The organism is Bradyrhizobium sp. BR 1432 (genome assembly GCF_051547705.1).
In the GTDB taxonomy this organism is placed as follows: domain Bacteria; phylum Pseudomonadota; class Alphaproteobacteria; order Rhizobiales; family Xanthobacteraceae; genus Bradyrhizobium; species Bradyrhizobium zhanjiangense.
Genome location: NZ_JBPUGF010000003.1, coordinates 1,164,720 through 1,180,883, shown reverse-complemented (window position 1 = coordinate 1,180,883; position 16,164 = coordinate 1,164,720). Strand labels below are relative to the sequence as shown.

Sequence of the window (16,164 nt, the reverse complement as noted above, 5' to 3'; positions counted from 1 at the left end):
GCAATGATCGGATCGTCGATGTTTCTGATTTTCCTGCGCTCGCTCGTGTTCAACGTGCTGTTCTACGCCGTGCTGGTATGCCTGGCGATAGTGGCGCTGCCGACCTTTGCGCTGCCGCCGCGCGCCATGCTGACGGTCGCGGAAGGGTGGGCGAAGGCGACGCTGGTCCTGATGCGCGTGATCTGCAACATCAAGGTGGAATTCCGCGGGGTCGAGAAGATTCCGCAGGGCCCATTGCTGATCGTGGCCAAGCACCAGTCGTTCTGGGAGACGTTCGTGCTGCCCGGCTTCTTCGACCGTCCGATCTTCATTCTCAAGCGTCAGCTGATGCAGATCCCGGTCTTCGGTCAGTTCCTGGTCAAGACCGGCATGATCGCGATCGACCGCAATGCCGGCGTGAAGGCGCTGCTGGACATGACGCGGCGGGCGCGCGTAGCCGTGCGCAGCGGCCGCCAGCTCGTGATCTTTCCGGAAGGCACGCGCCGCGCGCCGGGCGCTGCCCCCAACTACAAGACCGGCTTTGCGCAGATCTATTCCTCCTGCGGCGTGCAGTGCCTGCCGATCGCGCTCAATTCCGGCCTGTTCTGGCCGCGCCGCACCTTCATGCGCTATCCCGGCACGCTGGTGGTGGAATTCCTCGATCCACTGCCGGCGGGCCTACCGAAGGACGAGTTTCTCGCGCGCGTGCAGACGGCGATCGAAGACGCGACCGGCCGCCTCGTCGAAGCCGGCCGGAAAGAGCAGGAGCAGTTGATCGGCTCCGCGCCGAGCTATGCGCCGTCGGAGAGTTAGCGATTCTCGCGATCTTCGGCCGGCGCCGGCGCGTGCAGAGAATGCGCATCACCGTGCAGCATCGTCGCAAGCCGGTGCAGCTGCGTGTCGCGAAAGCCTTCGGCCTCGATTGCTTTCACCGTCGCGGTGACGTAGTCCCGATTGGCGCCGGACTGGCCATGGCCCTGGATGACATGGCTGTGCTGCTCGGTGAGCGACAGCCGGCCGGCATATTGGACATGGCCGCGGTCGACGACATAGGTGAGTGCGGAGACGCGCTGGCGCGCATCGTTCTCCAGCCACACCGAGCGCATCACCTCGCGGTAGACCGAGGTGACCTGCTCGCGTTCGCGCAAATAGGCGACGACCTCAGTGCGGTTCTTCTCGGCGACGCGGAAGGCAATGCCGCGGCAGGCGCCGCCGCGGTCGAGCCCGAGCACCAGGCCCGGCTTCTCCGGCGTGCCGCGGTGCACGAAGGAATAGACGCAGAGCGCGCGATGCTCGCCGACCAGCCGCGCCGGGACGCGCTCCTCGAATTCGAAGCCCGGCCGCCACATCAGCGAGCCGTAGCCGAACACCCAGAGGTCGTCCTTGGCTGTGGTGACGGAGGGGAGGGGATTTCCGACATTTCGGGCACGGCTACCAGAACCGTGCCCCCAAGCGAAGCGAATTCTCCGCCTTTCGTCGGGGGCCGGCCTCGCTTACATTTGCCTGAATCTGGGGGCAAAGGGTCGCCGCATGTCCAATATGACCGTTGCCGCAGGCCGCCGCTCCCGTTGGGGCCTTTTCATCGCACCCGTTCTCGTCCTGATCCTCGCCGTCGCCTGGAGCTGCTTCTGGTTCTATGCGGCGTCGCAGGCCGAAATCGCCGCAGACGCCTGGCGCGCGCAGGAGACCAAATCCGGACGCATCTATGATTGCGCCAAGCGCTCGATCGCGGGCTTCCCGTTCCGCTTCGAGGTCCAGTGCTCCGGCGCCAGCGTCGCCCTGGTGTCGCAGAATGCGAGCAAGACGCCGTTCACGGCGAAGCTCGACAACATCCTGGTCGTCGCCCAGGTCTACGACCCCAAGCTCGTCATCGCCGAGTTCTCCGCGCCGGCGACGCTGACTGACGGCGTCACGCAAAACACCTTCGTGGTGAACTGGAGCAAGGGCCGCGCCAGCGTGGTCGGTCTGCCGGCCGTGCCGGACCGCGCCTCCATCGTGTTCGACGATCCCAGCCTCAACCGCCTCGACGGCAGCGTCCAGGTGCCGCTGGCGCGCGCCAAGCAGATCGAGCTGCACGGCCGCCTCGCGGAGGGATCGCCGTCCGATCACCCGGTGATCGAGACCGTGCTCCATGTCGCGCAGGGCAGCATCCAGGGCGTTCATCCCTTGCTCGCCGAGCCGTTCGAGGCGGACACGCGCGCGAAGGTCACCGGCCTCTCCGACCTCACGCCAAAGCCCTGGCCGCAGCGCTTCCGTGAGATCCAGGCCGCCGGCGGCCATATCGAGATCGTGCAGTCGCGGATCCAGCAGGGCGAGATGATCGCGGTTGCGGCCGGCACGCTTGGCCTTTCAGCCAATGGCCGGCTCGACGGCGAATTGCAGATGACGGTGGCGGGCCTCGAGCGCGTCATCCCGGCGCTCGGCATCGAGAAGATGCTGGAGGAGGGCGTGCCGCAGGCAACGCTCGACCGCGTCGCGCCGGGCGTGAAGTCGCAGGATCTCAACAATTTGTTCGGCGCGCTCGACCGCGCCGTGCCGGGCCTCGGCAAGGTCATCAAGCAGAACGCCAATGCCGGCGTTGCCGCCGGCATCAATTCGATCGGCACCGAGAGCACGCTGGAAGGCAAGAAGGCGAGAAGCTTCCCACTGAAATTCGTCGACGGCGCCGTGCTGCTCGGCCCGGTCAAGGTCGGCCAGATTCCACCGCTGTATTAAGGGCGGTGATTTGCGCCAGAACTCTCCACACCGTCATTGCGAGCGCAGCGAAGCAATCCAGACTGTCTCCGCGGAGGTATCCTGGATTGGTTCGCTACGCTCGCAATGACGAAGAATGAGCAGTTTCGCTACGGCTTCTTCAGCGCCGCATGGGGCCGGCCGAAATCCGCCGCGGCCGAATCCTGGCCGATCTCGACGATGCCGCGGCGGATGGCGCGGGTGCGGGTGAAGTGGTCGAACAGCGCCTCGCCGTCGCCGCGGCGGATCGCGCGGGTGAGCTTGGCGAGGTCCTCGGTGAAGGTGCCGAGCATTTCCAGCACGGCCTCCTTGTTGGCGAGGAACACGTCGCGCCACATCGTCGGATCGGAGGCTGCGATGCGGGTGAAATCGCGAAAACCGCCGGCGGAAAATTTGATCACCTCGGATTCCGTCACCTGCGCCAGCTCGTCGGCGGTGCCGACGATGGTGTAGGCGATCAGATGCGGCAGGTGACTGGTGATCGCGAGCACGAGATCATGATGATCCGGCGTCATCACCTCGACCTTGGCGCCCATCGCCGCCCAGAAGGCGCGCAGGCGATCGGTGGCAGCCGCATCGACGCCTTCCGGCGGCGTCAGGATGCACCAGCGGTTGATGAAGAGCTCGGCGAAGCCGGAATCCGGACCCGAATGCTCGGTGCCCGCCACCGGGTGCGCCGGCACGAAATGCACGCCCTGCGGCAGATGCGGGGCCATGTCCCTGACCACCGCGCCCTTGACCGAGCCGACGTCGGAGATGATCGCGCCCGGCTTGAGATGCGCGGCGATCTCCCGCGCCACCTCGCCGCAGGCGCCGACGGGAATGCAGAGGATGACGAGATCGGCATCCTTCACCGCCTCCGCATTGGTTGCCACGACGTGGTCGACGATGCCGAGTTCGGCGACCCGCGCGCGCGTCATCTCCGAGCGCGCAGTGGTGACGATCTCGCCAGCTAAACCCTGGAGCTTCGCCGCACGCGCGATCGAGCCGCCGATCAGGCCGAAGCCGATCAGCGCGACGCGCTGGAAGTGTGTCTGCGCACTCATTTGCCGGCCATGAAGTCGCGCAGGGCCTCGATCACGAGGCGGTTAGCCTCCTCGGTACCGATGGTCATGCGCAGCGCATGCGGCAAGCCGTAGTTCTTCAGCGCGCGCAGCACCAGGCCCCGTTTGGTGAGGTAAGCGTCGGCATCGTCCGAGGTCTTGCCCCTGTCGGTCGGGAAGTGGATCAGCACGAAATTGGCGACGCTCGGCGTCACCTTCAGCCCGAGCTTGCCGATCTCTTCGGTCAGCCGATTGCGCCAGGTCTCGGTGAACTGCTTCGACATCGCCTGGTGCGCGGTGTCCTCGATCGCGGCGACCGCGGCATACATTGCCGGCGTCGACACGTTGAAGGGACCGCGGATGCGGTTGACAGCGTCGATGATGTGCTCGGGGCCGAACATCCAGCCGATGCGCAGCGCCGCAAGACCGTGGATCTTGGAGAAGGTGTGCGTCACCACGGTGTTCTCGGTGGTGGCGACGAGCTCGATCCCCATCTCGTAGTCGTTGCGCGAGACGTAGTCGCAATAGGCGGCATCCAGCACCAGCAGCACGTGCGACGGCAGGCCGGCGCGCAGGCGCTTGACCTCGTCGAACGGCAGATAGGTGCCGGTCGGGTTGTCGGGATTGGCGAGCCAGATCAGTTTTGTCCGCGGTGTCACGGCCTTGAGGATGGCGTCGACGTCGGCGGTGAAGTTGCTTTCGGGCGCGACCACGTTCTTGGCCCCGTTCGCCATGGTCGCGATCGGGTAGACCAGGAAGCCGTGCGTGGTGGAGATCGCCTCGTCGCCCTGGCTGAGATAGGTGTGCGCGAGCAGATTGAGGATCTCGTCCGAGCCGGCGCCGCAGATGATGCGGTTGGGGTCGAGCCCGAAGGAACGCCCTATCGCCTCGCGCAGCACGCGTGAGGTGCCTTCCGGATAGTCTTCCAGGTGATCCGCCACGTGCTTGAACGCCTCGATCGCTTTGGGCGAGGGTCCGAACGGCGTCTCGTTGGCCGAGAGCTTGAACACCTTGCGGCCCGGCTCCGGCACCGGGCTCTTGCCGGGCGTGTAGGGCGCAATATCGAGAATGCCGGGATTCGGCACGGGGCGGGACATCTTAAACTCCGGATTGGCGGGACGGCTCGCGACTTACGATTTCGGCCCGGTCGGGGGCACCGTATAGCGCGTTGCGTGGCTGCCGACGAGAGCCGTGGAGCGCACCGAGGCCCTCGCCTCGATCAGGGCAGCCTTGATTTTGTCGATGCTGGTCGCGCTCGTGACCGAGACCAGTAGGGCGGCGCCGTCAAAGGCGGTATCGGGCACCGCCACGATCTCGGCCAGCGGCGACAGCGCGCGCGCGACGTCGGCGTTCCAGCCCGAGACGCGGACGCTGAAGGTCTCGACCTCCGTCACCAGGGCGCTGTCGGCGACCCGCGACACCGCGAACACGGGCATCGCGGCCGGATGGTCGGCGCGCTCGACGAAGGGCAGCCGCGCGATGATCTTTGGCGCACCTTCTTCCTCGAGCGACAGCCACCACGGCGTGCGGCTCGAGGTGGCCGAGACCAGCGCCAGATCGCCCTTGGACTTCGCTACCGCCTCGACCGCCGCCTGCGCGCTGAAATGCGCGACGTAAGGCACGGTGAAGCCGAAGTGGAAGCGCGCGGAATCGCGCATCGCCGGCTCGCTCACCGAGATGTCGGCATGCACGGAGAAAGGCGCCTGCACATAGGTGAAGGTCGAGATGATGACGCGCCAGATGCTCTCGACCGTGTCGAGCGGCAGGATGCCGCGATGGCGCTGCACGAGGTCACGCATCATGGCGGCCTCACGCGCCGGGCGGAACGCCGAGCCGACTTCCTGGGTCTGCTTCACCTGGATTAGACGGTCGATGATGTCGCCGCGCAGCATCAGGAGGCGATGCATGCCCTCGTCGATCGCGTCGATCTCCTTGCGCAATTCCTGAAGCGATGGTGGCGCGGGCGGACGTTGGGACATGACTGACAAAGAGCTGTTGAGAGGTGCCGATCCGCAAAAGCGGTCAGCTGCGGTCTATCCTGATTAGGCAGGATAGGCAGCGAAAGCAAAGAGAAATGACGGCCTTTTCGATCGACCGCTCGGAGGCAAATCCGGTTGATCCGGGCCGCGACTTGACGAAAACCGCCCCAGACGGTAGTTTTTGCCTGTTCCGTGGTCATTTGAGCCGGCCGGCTTGCAGCCACGTTAAAAAACTCGCTAAACAGGCCGGGGACGCTTCCGATCCCGGCCGAACCTATCGTTCAGGCCGGGTTTTTCATGGCCTGATGTCACTGCGGTCTGAAGTCCGATCGCAAACGAGGTCGATGGTCAAAATGGGTAGCGTCAAGTCGATACCGAGTCCTGCGATCAGCACCGATGATCGGTCGCACGAGGTCGATCATCCGAGTTCGCAGATTATGTATTTCGGCGCCGATCAACCGCTACGGCTCGATTGCGGCATCGATCTGTCGCCGTTCCAGATCGCCTACCAGACCTATGGCGAATTGAACGCCGATCGCTCCAACGCCGTTCTGATCTGCCATGCGCTGACCGGCGATCAGCATGTCGCCAATGTGCATCCCGTCACCGGCAAGCCCGGCTGGTGGGAGACGCTGGTCGGCCCCGGCCGTCCGCTTGATCCTCAACACTACTTCATCATCTGCTCCAACGTGATCGGCGGCTGCATGGGCTCGACCGGGCCGGCGTCGATCAATCCCGCCACGGGCAAGGTCTGGGGCCTCGATTTCCCTGTCATCACCATTCCCGACATGGTGCGCGCGCAGGCGATGCTGATCGACCGGCTCGGCATCGACACGCTGTTCGCGGTCGTGGGCGGGTCGATGGGTGGCATGCAGGTGCTGCAATGGACCGCGGCCTATCCTGTTCGCGTGTACTCCGCACTGGCGATTGCTTGCTCGACGCGGCACTCGGCGCAGAACATCGCGTTCCACGAGCTCGGCCGCCAGGCGGTGATGGCCGATCCCGACTGGCACAATGGCGGCTATGCCGACCGCGGCATCCATCCGCATCGCGGGCTAGCGGTCGCGCGCATGGCGGCGCACATCACCTATCTCTCCGACGCCGCGCTGCACCGAAAATTCGGCCGCCGCATGCAGGACCGTGAGCTGCCGACCTTCTCGTTCGATGCCGATTTCCAGGTCGAGTTCTATCTGCGCTACCAGGGCTCGTCCTTCGTCGAGCGCTTCGATGCCAACTCCTATCTCTGACCTGACGCGCGCGATGGATTATTTCGACATCGCCGCCGACCATGGCGGTGTGCTGGCGAAGGCGTTCGCCGGCATCAAGACGCGCTTTTGCGTGGTCTCCTTCACCAGCGACTGGCTCGTCTCGACCTCGGAATTGCGCGCCCTGGTGCACGCGCCCTGAATGCGTCGAGTGCTCGGGTGTCGTTCGCCGAGATCGAGACCGATCGCGGTCACGACGCCTTCCTGCTCGACGTGCCCGAATTCTTCGACATCGCGCGCCTTCCTGCAATCGGCAGGCAAGGCACGCGGGCTCGACGGCAGAGGTGGCTAAGATGTCGGTACAGGAAGTGCTGCCGTTGAATGGCGTTGCGGCCGGGCCGTCCGGTCAGTTTCGCGCCGACCATCGGCTCGTGGCCGAGATGGTCAAGCCGGGCTCGAAGGTGCTCGACGTCGGCTGCGGCGAGGGCGATCTGCTCCAGCTGCTGGAAACGCGCGGCATCGACGGTCGCGGCATCGAGCTGTCGCGCGAGGGCGTCAACCGCTGCGTCGCCAAGGGGCTTGCGGTGGTGCAGGGCGACGCCGACACCGACCTCGTCAACTATCCCGACGATGCCTTCGACTACGTGATCCTGTCGCAGACGCTGCAGGCGACGCGGCAGCCGCGGGTGGTGCTGGAAATCTGCTGCGCATCGGCCGCCGCGCCATCGTCTCGTTCCCGAATTTCGGCTTCTGGAAGATGCGGCTCCAACTCCTGATCGGCGGCCACATGCCGCGCACCGAGAACCTGCCGGCGACCTGGTACGACACCGCCAACATTCATTTCTGCACCATCAAGGATTTCGTCGAGCTCTGCGACGAGATCAACGTCAAGATGGAGCGTTCGGTGGCGCTCGACCTCTACGGCCGCCCGGTGCCGCTGAACCTGCCGTGGTGGGTGTGGAACATGTTCGGCGAGCAGGGCGTGCTCTTGCTGAGCCGCGGGCAGGGAAAGTAGCTTTTCGTCATTGCGAGCGCAGCGAAGCAATCCAGAGTTTTTCCGCGGGGGATTCTGGATTGCTTCGCTGCGCTCGCAATGACGGCGTGTGTGGCGACGCCTTCGTTCTAGTGCGCCACCGACCGCGGATCGCGCACCGGCCAGCGGCCCGCTTCCACCAGCGTGACGAACCGCTCCACGCTCTCGTTGAACAGCGCGGGCTCCTCGAGATTGAGCACGTGGCCCGACTTCGGAAACATTGCGAGCCCGGCCGCCGGAAGGTGCTTCTTCAAGAACAGGCTCGGGCCGACGCACGGGTCGTCCTCGTCGCCGCAGATGATCAGCGCGGGCGTCGTTGCGCTCTTGATCGCGTCCGTCATCGTGTAGATCGAGGGACGGCCGCCCTGGAAGCCGCGCATCGTGCGCGCCGAGCCGCTGGCATCGTGCCGTGCCAGCGCGGCGTAGAAATCGGCGTGGCCGCGCGGATCCTTCACCAGGAAGGGAATCCGGCTCGGCGCCTCGCGCGTGACCTTTGCGACTTCCGCGGAGCCTGATGTCTCGAACTGCTCGGCATTGGCGCGGCACTGCTTGCGCCAGGTGTCGAGATTTCTCGATCTCCGAGCCCGAGCCGACGCCGGCCAGCGTCATCGACAATGCGCGCTGCGGCGCGTTGAGCCCGATCTGGAGCGACGAGTAGGCACCCATCGACAGGCCGACGACATGCGCGCGCTCGATCCCGAGATGATCGAGCACCGCGAGCGCATCGGTGTAGAAATGCGTGTAGGTATAGACCTCGCCATCGGGCACGTCCGAGGGCGTGTAGCCGCGCGCAGAGTAAGTGATGCAGCGATGACCGCGCGAGAAGTAGCGCATCTGCGGCTCCCAATTGGTGTAGTCAGCCGCAAACTCGTGCAGAAAAATGATCGGCGATCCCTGGCCCGCCTCCTCGAAATAGATGCGGACGTCGTCCCTGGTCGTGGCGTGGGGCATTAACCGTTTCCCTCTGTTCAAGCCGCATTTGGAGGATCGCAGTTAATGCTGTTGTCCGCAATGCGGCAACATCAGATGAGTATTGACGCAAGATCATCGCAGCTATTCGCCGACGCGGCGTCTTTTTCTCGCCACATCGGACGGCTTAACGGCCTTTCGGATGTCGGCCGCTGCACGGGCCGGCGGGAAGCGGGGGTGTCAGTCAAGGATGAAGAATGTTTGAGTTGTTTGCGTATCGCGTGTCGCGTTGTGTTGTCGCGCTGGCGCTCTTCTTCGCGGCGGTCGCCGTGTTCGTTTCTCCGGCCTCAGCGCGGCCGCATCATCGTCATAGCGCAGAGCGGCACGTTTACGTGCATCACGCCAGACATCATCACTACCGCCACCATGCACGCAGCTCGCGCTTCGAGCGCAGCGCGGCGCAGTTGCAGGCGAGTGGATTCGCCAACACCCAGGCGAGCTATGATCCGAACGCCAATAGCGGCGGCATGGCCAACAACGCGATGAGCAACGGCGGCTTCGGCGGCGGATCGGGCCTCGTGTCCGAGGCGCGCCGCTATCTCGGCGGCAATCCGACCGGACGCGGCAGCCTGTGGTGCGCGCGTTTCATGAACATGGTGCTGCAGCACACCGGGCATCAGGGCACCGGCTCCGACATGGCGAATTCGTTCGCGCGCTACGGCACGCGCGTCTCCGGTCCGCAGGTCGGCGCCATCGCGGTGATGTCGCGCGGCGGCCGGGGCGGCCATGTCGGCATCATCACCGGCGTCGATGCCAAGGGAAATCCGATCATGATCTCCGGCAACAACGGCAACCGCGTCCGCGAGGCGCCGGTCTCGCGCGGCCGGATCTATGCGTATGTGATGCCGAATTAACGACGGAGCCGTAGGGTGGGCAAAGGCGCAAGAGCGCCGTGCCCACCGCGGTGCGTCAGCGTTCGCTAGCAGGAACGGTGGGCACGCTTCGCTTTGCCCACCCTACGGCAGCGGTGCCTCGTCACACCAGCTTCGGCTCTTCCACCGCGACCGCATCGCCGACGCCGATCTCGCCGCCTTCGATCACCTCGGCATAGATGCCACAGTCCATGTGGCCGAGATTGCGCGAGAGCGTGGGCGGGATTTCGAGATCGCGCTTTGCGGTGACAGGGTCGACATTGGTGGCCGGGCAGCGGACGATGCGCTTGACCACCTTCAGCCGGGCATCACCGATCGCAAGCGTCTGACCGACGAGGTCGAGCTCCGACCAGGCCGGCCAGCCCTTCAGGTAGAGATTGGCGCGGAAGCGCAGGGGGTGGACCGCGGCGCCGCCCAGCATGGTCTCGATGGCGCGGACGCTGTCGAGATTGATGATGGACACGACTTTGCGAGCGACGTCGGAAAAGCTGTGGTCACGGCCGGACAGGACCTTCGGCGGTCCCTTCAGCTCCGGCTGAAAGTTCTCGCTGAAATAGCTCTCGATGGCGGCGCGCCCGGCGGCGGTTTCGAGATCGCCGCTGGCGACGATCTGGCCGTCCTTGCGGATGGTCAGGCGGTTGGTCGCGTCCTCGAACCGGCTCTCGAGGGAGGCCAGCCGCTCATTGCGCGCCAGCATCAGAAACTGGATTTTCGGCTTCCACTGCGGCGCCTCCGGGTCGAACCCGCTCGGCCCGTTCTCGATGGCGTAGCGGCGGTCGGCGGGCAGGGTCTGGCCGCTCCGCAAGGGGACGCGGGTCAGGCGTTCCGGGGTCAGGCCCTTGATCGGGTAGCGGTAGAGGCCGGTAATCTCGGCGGTGCGGCTGGCTGTCATGCCGCTACTTAGGGGATTCGACGGGCCCGCGCCAAGCGGCCCATGAGCGCACGAAATTGTGAACTCGCCTCTTTCGCATCCGCAACCCGCTTCCCACATTTGCCTCAGGCCGGCGGCCACGCCGGCAAAAGAGACCCGTTACCGGTTGAGAAACGTCAATGCGGTAATCGGAAACCCAGTGAAGATGCCATTTGGGGTGCCTCGAGGGCCCCAGGGGCAGGCCGAGGGATAGAAAAGACATGAATATCGAGAAGTACACCGAACGCTCCAGGGGCTTCATCCAGTCCGCGCAGTCGCTTGCGATGCGCGAGGGGCACCAGCAGTTCTCCACCCTGCACATGCTGAAGGTCCTGCTGGACGACACTGAGGGGCTGGCTTCCGGTCTGATCGACCGAGCCGGCGGCAATTCCCGTGCGATCCTGAAGGCGACCGAGGACGCCCTGAACAAGGTGCCGAAGGTCTCCGGCGGCGGCGCCGGTCAGATCGTGTCTGGCGCCCCGAGCTCGCCCGCACCTTCGACGCGGCCGAAAAGGCCGGCGAGAAGGCCGGCGACAGCTTTGTCACGGTCGAGCGGCTGCCGCTCGGTCTTGCGCTGGAGAAGACCAGCGAGGCCGGCACGATCCTCAACAAGGGCGGTGTCACCCCGCAAAATCTCAATGCGGCGATCGAGGCGCTGCGCAAGGGCCGCACCGCGGACTCCGCGACAGCCGAGAACGCCTATGACGCGCTGAAGAAATATGCCCGCGACCTGACCCAGGCGGCGCGCGACGGCAAGCTCGACCCGGTCATCGGCCGCGACGAGGAGATCCGCCGCACCATCCAGGTGCTGTCGCGCCGGACCAAGAACAACCCTGTCCTGATCGGTGAGCCCGGCGTCGGCAAGACCGCCATCGCCGAGGGCCTCGCGCTGCGCATCGTCAATGGCGACGTGCCGGAGAGCCTCAAGGACAAGAAGCTGCTCTCGCTCGACCTCGGTGCGCTGATTGCCGGCGCAAAATATCGCGGCGAGTTCGAGGAGCGCCTCAAGGCCGTGCTTCAGGAGGTCACCGCGAGCGAGGGCACCTACATCCTGTTCATTGACGAGATGCACACGCTGATCGGCGCCGGCAAGGGTGACGGCGCGATGGATGCCTCCAACCTGCTCAAGCCGGCGCTCGCCCGCGGCGAGCTGCACTGCATCGGCGCGACCACGCTCGACGAGTACCAGAAGCACGTCGAGAAAGACGCGGCGCTGGCACGGCGCTTCCAGCCGATCTTCGTCAGCGAGCCGTCGGTCGAGGATACCATCTCGATCCTGCGCGGGCTGAAGGACAAGTACGAGCAGCACCATGGCGTGCGGATCTCCGATTCCGCGCTTGTGGCCTCCGCGACGCTGTCCAACCGCTACATCACCGACCGCTTCCTGCCCGACAAGGCGATCGACCTCATGGATGAGGCCGCGGCGCGGCTGAAGATGCAGGTCGATTCCAAGCCGGAAGAGCTGGATTCGCTGGATCGCGAGATCATCCGGCTCAAGATCGAGCAGGAGGCGCTGAAGAAGGAAAGCGATCCCGGCTCCAAGACCCGGCTCCAGACGCTGGAGAAGGATCTTGCCGAGCTCGAGGAGAAGTCTGCGGCGCTGACGGCGCGCTGGAGCGCGGAGAAGAGCAAGCTCTCCGATGCCCAGAAGCTGAAGGCCGAGCTCGACGGCTTGCGTGTCGAGCTGGCCAACGCCCAGCGGCGCGGCGAATTCCAGAAGGCCGGCGAGCTGGCCTATGGAAGGATTCCTGAGCTCGAGAAGAAGCTCGCGGATATCGAGGCCAAGGAGAACGCCGGCGAGATGATGGAGGAGGCGGTTACCGCCAACCACATCGCGCAGGTGGTCTCGCGCTGGACCGGCGTGCCCGTCGACAAGATGCTGGAAGGCGAGAAGGAGAAGCTCCTGAAGATGGAGGAGCAACTCGGCAAGCGCGTCGTCGGCCAGGCCGAAGCCGTGCGTGCGGTCGCAACCGCCGTGCGCCGCTCGCGTGCAGGCCTGCAGGACCCGAACCGGCCGACCGGCTCGTTCATGTTCTTGGGCCCACCGGCGTCGGCAAGACCGAGCTGACCAAGGCGCTCGCCGAGTATCTGTTCAACGACGAGACCGCGATGGTCCGCCTCGACATGTCCGAATACATGGAGAAGCACTCGGTCTCACGTCTGATCGGCGCGCCTCCGGGCTATGTCGGCTATGACGAGGGCGGCGCGCTCACCGAAGCGGTGCGGCGCCGGCCCTACCAGGTGGTGCTGTTCGACGAGATCGAGAAGGCGCATCCCGACGTCTTCAACGTCCTGTTGCAGGTGCTCGACGACGGCCGCCTGACCGACGGCCAGGGCCGCACCGTCGATTTCCGCAACACGCTGATCATCATGACCTCGAACCTCGGTTCGGAATTTTTGGTGAACCAGCCGGAAGGCGAGGACACCTCGGCCGTGCGCGAGCAGGTGATGGGAATGGTGCGTGGGCATTTCCGCCCCGAATTCCTCAACCGCGTCGACGAGATCATCCTATTCCACCGCTTGCAGAAGAGCGAGATGGGCCGGATCGTCGAGATTCAGTTCGCGCGGCTGCAGAAGCTGCTCACCGATCGCAAGATCGTGCTGAAGCTCGATGCCGCAGGGCGCGACTGGCTCGCGGCCAAGGGCTGGGATCCCGCCTACGGCGCACGCCCGCTCAAGCGCGTGATCCAGCGCCACCTCCAGGACCCGCTCGCCGAGATGATCCTCGCCGGCGACGTCAGGGACGGCGACAGCGTTGCGATCTCGTCCGAAGGCAACGTGCTGACCTTCAACGGCAAGGCGCCACAGACCGCGGAGATCGCCCAGTTCGAGGCGCCGGTGTCGAAGCGGAAGCTGAACTGATCGGCGGCGCTCATCGCCAAGTGACTCGCCCCGGAGAGGTCGTTCTCTCCGGGGCGATTTATTTTCGTCATGTTTCTCTCATTGCACGCGCATGACAACAAAGTCTGGACAATGGTTGGCCTTCCAGGTGTGTGAATGCGTCAACGCCGCTATATTCCCTTCAAGGAAAGGACAGCAAATGCGTAAGGCCCTGCTTGCTTCGGTTTGTTTGTTCGCCTTCTCGGCACCCGCGCTCGCGCGCGAGATTTACTGCAATGGCTACCGCTTCGGGATGCGGGTCCGTGTTGTCGTGTCGCTGGACATCAACGATGGGAAATTGACAGCATGCGAGATACCCCTCAACAGCAAGGCGAGATCACAGCTCGATCAATTTTGCACAGATGAGCATTGCACGTTCTCGGGGCACGTCGCACGGCAGATCGGCAACCTCTATATTATCGACCGGATCGTTGGACCCGTGAAGGAGTGACTAGTCTCTTGCGCTCGCCGCCTTTGCTGCTTGCAAATGCTGGTCGCCAAAAATGCGCTCGATGGAGAAGTGGCCCGTATCCGGATTGTGCCAGTTCTCGCCGCCGCTGATGCCCCAGCGCCGCTCGAGCTTTCTGAGCAAGTCACGATGGCTGTCGATCCACTGCTGCACATCGGCCGTAACCTTGTTGCGGCTTTGTTGATTCCAATCGGTCGCGAATCCGATCGGATGTTCTGAAGGGTTCCCGCGCATTCCGAATCCAAAAACGCCACGCACGGGCGCATGGAACTTGATGAGATCATTGAAAAATCCGCGGAATTGTTCGGCGACCGCCTTATTGACCACCACAGTTTGACCATTGCTGAACGTGACTGTCTGGCGGTCGCTTTGCGGAGACAGCGGCGAACCTGCTTTCACATTGAACTTGCCTCCCGAAGGGCCGCGGCCCTCTGTGTCGCCGTCCATGTGTTCGGGCGGCTCACCGTGCAGCGACGGACCGGATGGCCCCGACGATGGCCCGCTGGGACCACGACAGCTTCGCCGCCCTGAAACCGTTTGAACGGATGTGTGTGGGGACCCTCATCGAAATAGCTCTCCGGATGGTTGGGAAGCGCAGTCGGAAGGTTTCCGCCTCGCGTGCCGCTGGCGAACTGTGCGGTGGACGTCGGAGGTGAGGCGTTGCCGGTGGCAATAAAGCCCAGCAATTCTTCCGACTTGTTCGAACCGGCGAGGAGTTCCTGCAGAAGAGTCTTCTTGAAGTCATCGAATTCTGCGCTGGTGACCGGGCGCGAATAGGTCCCGTTCGCGCCGCCCTGGTAATAACCGCGTCGCCTGTCTTCCGATGTCGATAGCAAAGCCCGTGCGAGGGAATGCCCGCGCGCCATGGCACGGTTGAACGCCGTTTCGAGCTGGACAAGCTTGGTGTTGTGCGGAGCGCCCCAGCCGACCTCCCCCTTCACCATGTCTGCAGACTTCTTGATGAGTGCAGGGTTGCTGTTGAGTTCGCTCAGAAACTGCGTGCGATCGATGCCATTGGCGACGCTGGCGACGGTGACGCCTCCATGGCCTGTACCAGTGGCTGAACCGGTATTGCCGGTCGTTGAACCGGCACCGCTGCCGTCCGGAATTGGGTCTGTCGGCATCGAGGGGATGCAGTCGCCAAATACGTCCGAGTCGGAAGTTGTCAGCAATTTTGTCGGCTTCGGCAAAACCCGCGGCAAGCCGGCTCGCGCACTCCGTCAGCGCCTCGTCGATGGTGGCTGAGCCGTTGTCCTTGAAGATGTGTGCATTGCGCTTGAAGAATGCGGCTCGTTCGGATGGATCCGGATAGATCGCCGTGAGCACGGTCGCCGCCGACTTCGTCTTGTCGGCCTGGAGGATCGTCACTGCCGCTTCCGAGCCAAAACCGGCTGTGTCGTTACAAAGAAACGCGAGCATGAGATCGACGGCAGTTAATGGGCGGTCCGTGATTTTGCCTTTCAGCAGCTCAGCCGACTTGGCGGCGAGAATTGCCGCCATGATGCATTGAACGTCCGGAAACTTGATGTCGTCGGGCTCTATGCCTTCCGCTTCCGGCTGGGTCGTCTGTTGCTGCCAGGCTTTCTTCGAGAAGCGATACACCCCAAAGGCAAGAGCACCGGGGGGATCGTCGGTTTTGACAACGGTGGCGCTCCATTGGTCGCCGCTGGACGCGAATGCCAACGCATACAGGTAAGCCGGATTCGTGCCATTCAACGCCGCCTGCAAATAGCAGGTGTTTGCGTAGTCTTCCCTGTTAACCTGCGTGGAGAAGGGCTCGAATCCGTCCGAGGTGGGAACGTCGGTATCTGCCGATGCCAGAAACTCATCCAGAACGAAGCCTTTTCGCTTGTCGATTTGCTGACCTGTGGTGGCTTCGACAAATATCCATTTCAGCGCTCTTCCATCGACGGTCTCGTCGACATCCGGCTTTGCGCCGACGTTCACCGTCTCGCCGATATCGACTTGAAGGTTCCCGCCGCTATCGCTGGGAATAAAGGTGAATGGCTGCAGCTTCGGTACGCTCCGCAAGAACTGTGGCTGCGTAACTTTCTTCACTTCGGTCATAATCTGCCTCTGGGAGCCCAAGTGC

At 64.2% G+C, this 16,164-nt stretch carries 11 protein-coding genes, 4 pseudogenes and 1 riboswitch; of the genes and pseudogenes, 7 read left to right on the top strand and 8 right to left on the bottom strand.

The annotated features are described in order from the left end of the window. Positions 1 to 18 precede the first annotated feature (18 nt). On the top strand, positions 19 to 792 hold the full coding sequence (locus ACSKB8_RS05735) for a lysophospholipid acyltransferase family protein (protein WP_438103130.1): 774 nt from the start codon (positions 19 to 21) through the stop codon (positions 790 to 792). Here the strand turns inward: ACSKB8_RS05735 and ACSKB8_RS05730 are convergent. Beyond that, positions 789 to 1,328, bottom strand: a complete 540-nt coding sequence (locus tag ACSKB8_RS05730) for a gamma-glutamylcyclotransferase (RefSeq protein ID WP_438110421.1) — start codon at positions 1,326 to 1,328, stop codon at positions 789 to 791. The genes ACSKB8_RS05735 and ACSKB8_RS05730 overlap by 4 nt on opposite strands. 181 nt (positions 1,329 to 1,509) lie before the next feature. Here ACSKB8_RS05730 and ACSKB8_RS05725 point away from each other — a divergent pair, with 181 nt between their 5' ends. Continuing rightward, complete coding sequence (locus ACSKB8_RS05725; protein ID WP_438103128.1) at positions 1,510 to 2,694, top strand: DUF2125 domain-containing protein; 1,185 nt, start codon at positions 1,510 to 1,512, stop codon at positions 2,692 to 2,694. Between the two features lie 128 nt (positions 2,695 to 2,822). On the opposite strand, the gene ACSKB8_RS05720 is transcribed toward ACSKB8_RS05725, so the two are convergent. From ACSKB8_RS05720 to ACSKB8_RS05710, 3 genes are read right to left on the bottom strand one after another with little or no spacing between them, the layout of a single operon-like run. Then, positions 2,823 to 3,758, bottom strand: a complete 936-nt coding sequence (locus ACSKB8_RS05720) for a prephenate/arogenate dehydrogenase family protein (RefSeq protein WP_438103126.1) — start codon at positions 3,756 to 3,758, stop codon at positions 2,823 to 2,825. Further along, positions 3,755 to 4,852, bottom strand: coding sequence for a histidinol-phosphate transaminase (gene hisC, locus ACSKB8_RS05715; RefSeq protein ID WP_438103124.1), 1,098 nt, complete (start codon positions 4,850 to 4,852; stop codon positions 3,755 to 3,757). Before hisC ends, ACSKB8_RS05720 begins: the two co-directional genes overlap by 4 nt. Before the next feature lie 33 nt (positions 4,853 to 4,885). Beyond that, the gene (locus ACSKB8_RS05710) at positions 4,886 to 5,734 is read right to left on the bottom strand and encodes a chorismate mutase (protein WP_438103122.1); all 849 of its coding nucleotides are present in this window, start codon (positions 5,732 to 5,734) and stop codon (positions 4,886 to 4,888) included. Positions 5,735 to 5,916: 182 nt separating this feature from the next. Then, positions 5,917 to 5,996, top strand: a riboswitch (SAM riboswitch). 91 nt (positions 5,997 to 6,087) lie between these two features. Between ACSKB8_RS05710 and metX the strand changes: the two are divergent. Further along, a pseudogene (metX, locus tag ACSKB8_RS05705) lies at positions 6,088 to 7,291 on the top strand (homoserine O-acetyltransferase MetX). Between the two features lies 1 nt (position 7,292). Continuing rightward, a pseudogene (metW, locus tag ACSKB8_RS05700) lies at positions 7,293 to 7,954 on the top strand (methionine biosynthesis protein MetW). A gap of 107 nt (positions 7,955 to 8,061) precedes the next feature. On the opposite strand, the pseudogene ACSKB8_RS05695 reads toward metW, so the two are convergent. After that, positions 8,062 to 8,923, bottom strand: a pseudogene (locus tag ACSKB8_RS05695) (alpha/beta fold hydrolase). 215 nt (positions 8,924 to 9,138) lie between these two features. On the opposite strand from ACSKB8_RS05695, the gene ACSKB8_RS05690 reads away from it, so the two are divergent. Continuing rightward, positions 9,139 to 9,795, top strand: a complete 657-nt coding sequence (locus tag ACSKB8_RS05690; RefSeq protein WP_438103121.1) for a TIGR02594 family protein — start codon at positions 9,139 to 9,141, stop codon at positions 9,793 to 9,795. Positions 9,796 to 9,916: 121 nt separating this feature from the next. Here the strand turns inward: ACSKB8_RS05690 and ACSKB8_RS05685 are convergent, their stop codons facing one another. Further along, positions 9,917 to 10,705 (bottom strand): MOSC domain-containing protein, encoded by a 789-nt coding sequence (locus ACSKB8_RS05685; RefSeq protein ID WP_438103119.1) that lies wholly within the window; start codon positions 10,703 to 10,705, stop codon positions 9,917 to 9,919. A 239-nt stretch (positions 10,706 to 10,944) separates the two neighbouring features. Between ACSKB8_RS05685 and clpB the strand changes: the two are divergent. Both clpB and ACSKB8_RS05675 read left to right on the top strand, forming a co-directional pair. Beyond that, a pseudogene (clpB, locus tag ACSKB8_RS05680) lies at positions 10,945 to 13,585 on the top strand (ATP-dependent chaperone ClpB). Positions 13,586 to 13,763: 178 nt separating this feature from the next. Then, entirely contained in the window at positions 13,764 to 14,054 is a 291-nt protein-coding gene (locus tag ACSKB8_RS05675) for a hypothetical protein (RefSeq protein ID WP_370990157.1), read from the top strand. Here ACSKB8_RS05675 and ACSKB8_RS05670 read toward each other — a convergent pair whose 3' ends face one another. Together ACSKB8_RS05670 and ACSKB8_RS05665 are read right to left on the bottom strand one after the other, a co-directional pair. Then, positions 14,055 to 14,519 (bottom strand): hypothetical protein, encoded by a 465-nt coding sequence (locus ACSKB8_RS05670; RefSeq protein ID WP_438103117.1) that lies wholly within the window; start codon positions 14,517 to 14,519, stop codon positions 14,055 to 14,057. Between the two features lie 294 nt (positions 14,520 to 14,813). Further along, positions 14,814 to 16,139: a hypothetical protein gene (locus ACSKB8_RS05665; protein WP_438103115.1), complete on the bottom strand. Its 1,326-nt coding sequence runs from the start codon at positions 16,137 to 16,139 to the stop codon at positions 14,814 to 14,816. Between the last annotated feature and the right edge of the window lie 25 nt (positions 16,140 to 16,164).

What these genes read in the sequence shown, in the direction of transcription:
- ACSKB8_RS05720 (WP_438103126.1), bottom strand. Translation starts at nt 3,758, where the DNA reads ATGAGTGCGCAGACACACTTCCAGCGCGTCGCGCTGATCGGCTTCGGC.
- ACSKB8_RS05710 (WP_438103122.1), bottom strand. Translation starts at nt 5,734, where the DNA reads ATGTCCCAACGTCCGCCCGCGCCACCATCGCTTCAGGAATTGCGCAAG.
- ACSKB8_RS05690 (WP_438103121.1), top strand. Translation starts at nt 9,139, where the DNA reads ATGTTTGAGTTGTTTGCGTATCGCGTGTCGCGTTGTGTTGTCGCGCTG.
- ACSKB8_RS05665 (WP_438103115.1), bottom strand. Translation starts at nt 16,139, where the DNA reads ATGACCGAAGTGAAGAAAGTTACGCAGCCACAGTTCTTGCGGAGCGTA.
- ACSKB8_RS05735 (WP_438103130.1), top strand. Translation starts at nt 19, where the DNA reads ATGTTTCTGATTTTCCTGCGCTCGCTCGTGTTCAACGTGCTGTTCTAC.
- hisC (WP_438103124.1), bottom strand. Translation starts at nt 4,852, where the DNA reads ATGTCCCGCCCCGTGCCGAATCCCGGCATTCTCGATATTGCGCCCTAC.
- ACSKB8_RS05670 (WP_438103117.1), bottom strand. Translation starts at nt 14,519, where the DNA reads ATGGACGGCGACACAGAGGGCCGCGGCCCTTCGGGAGGCAAGTTCAAT.
- ACSKB8_RS05725 (WP_438103128.1), top strand. Translation starts at nt 1,510, where the DNA reads ATGTCCAATATGACCGTTGCCGCAGGCCGCCGCTCCCGTTGGGGCCTT.
- ACSKB8_RS05730 (WP_438110421.1), bottom strand. Translation starts at nt 1,328, where the DNA reads ATGTGGCGGCCGGGCTTCGAATTCGAGGAGCGCGTCCCGGCGCGGCTG.
- ACSKB8_RS05685 (WP_438103119.1), bottom strand. Translation starts at nt 10,705, where the DNA reads ATGACAGCCAGCCGCACCGCCGAGATTACCGGCCTCTACCGCTACCCG.
- ACSKB8_RS05675 (WP_370990157.1), top strand. Translation starts at nt 13,764, where the DNA reads ATGCGTAAGGCCCTGCTTGCTTCGGTTTGTTTGTTCGCCTTCTCGGCA.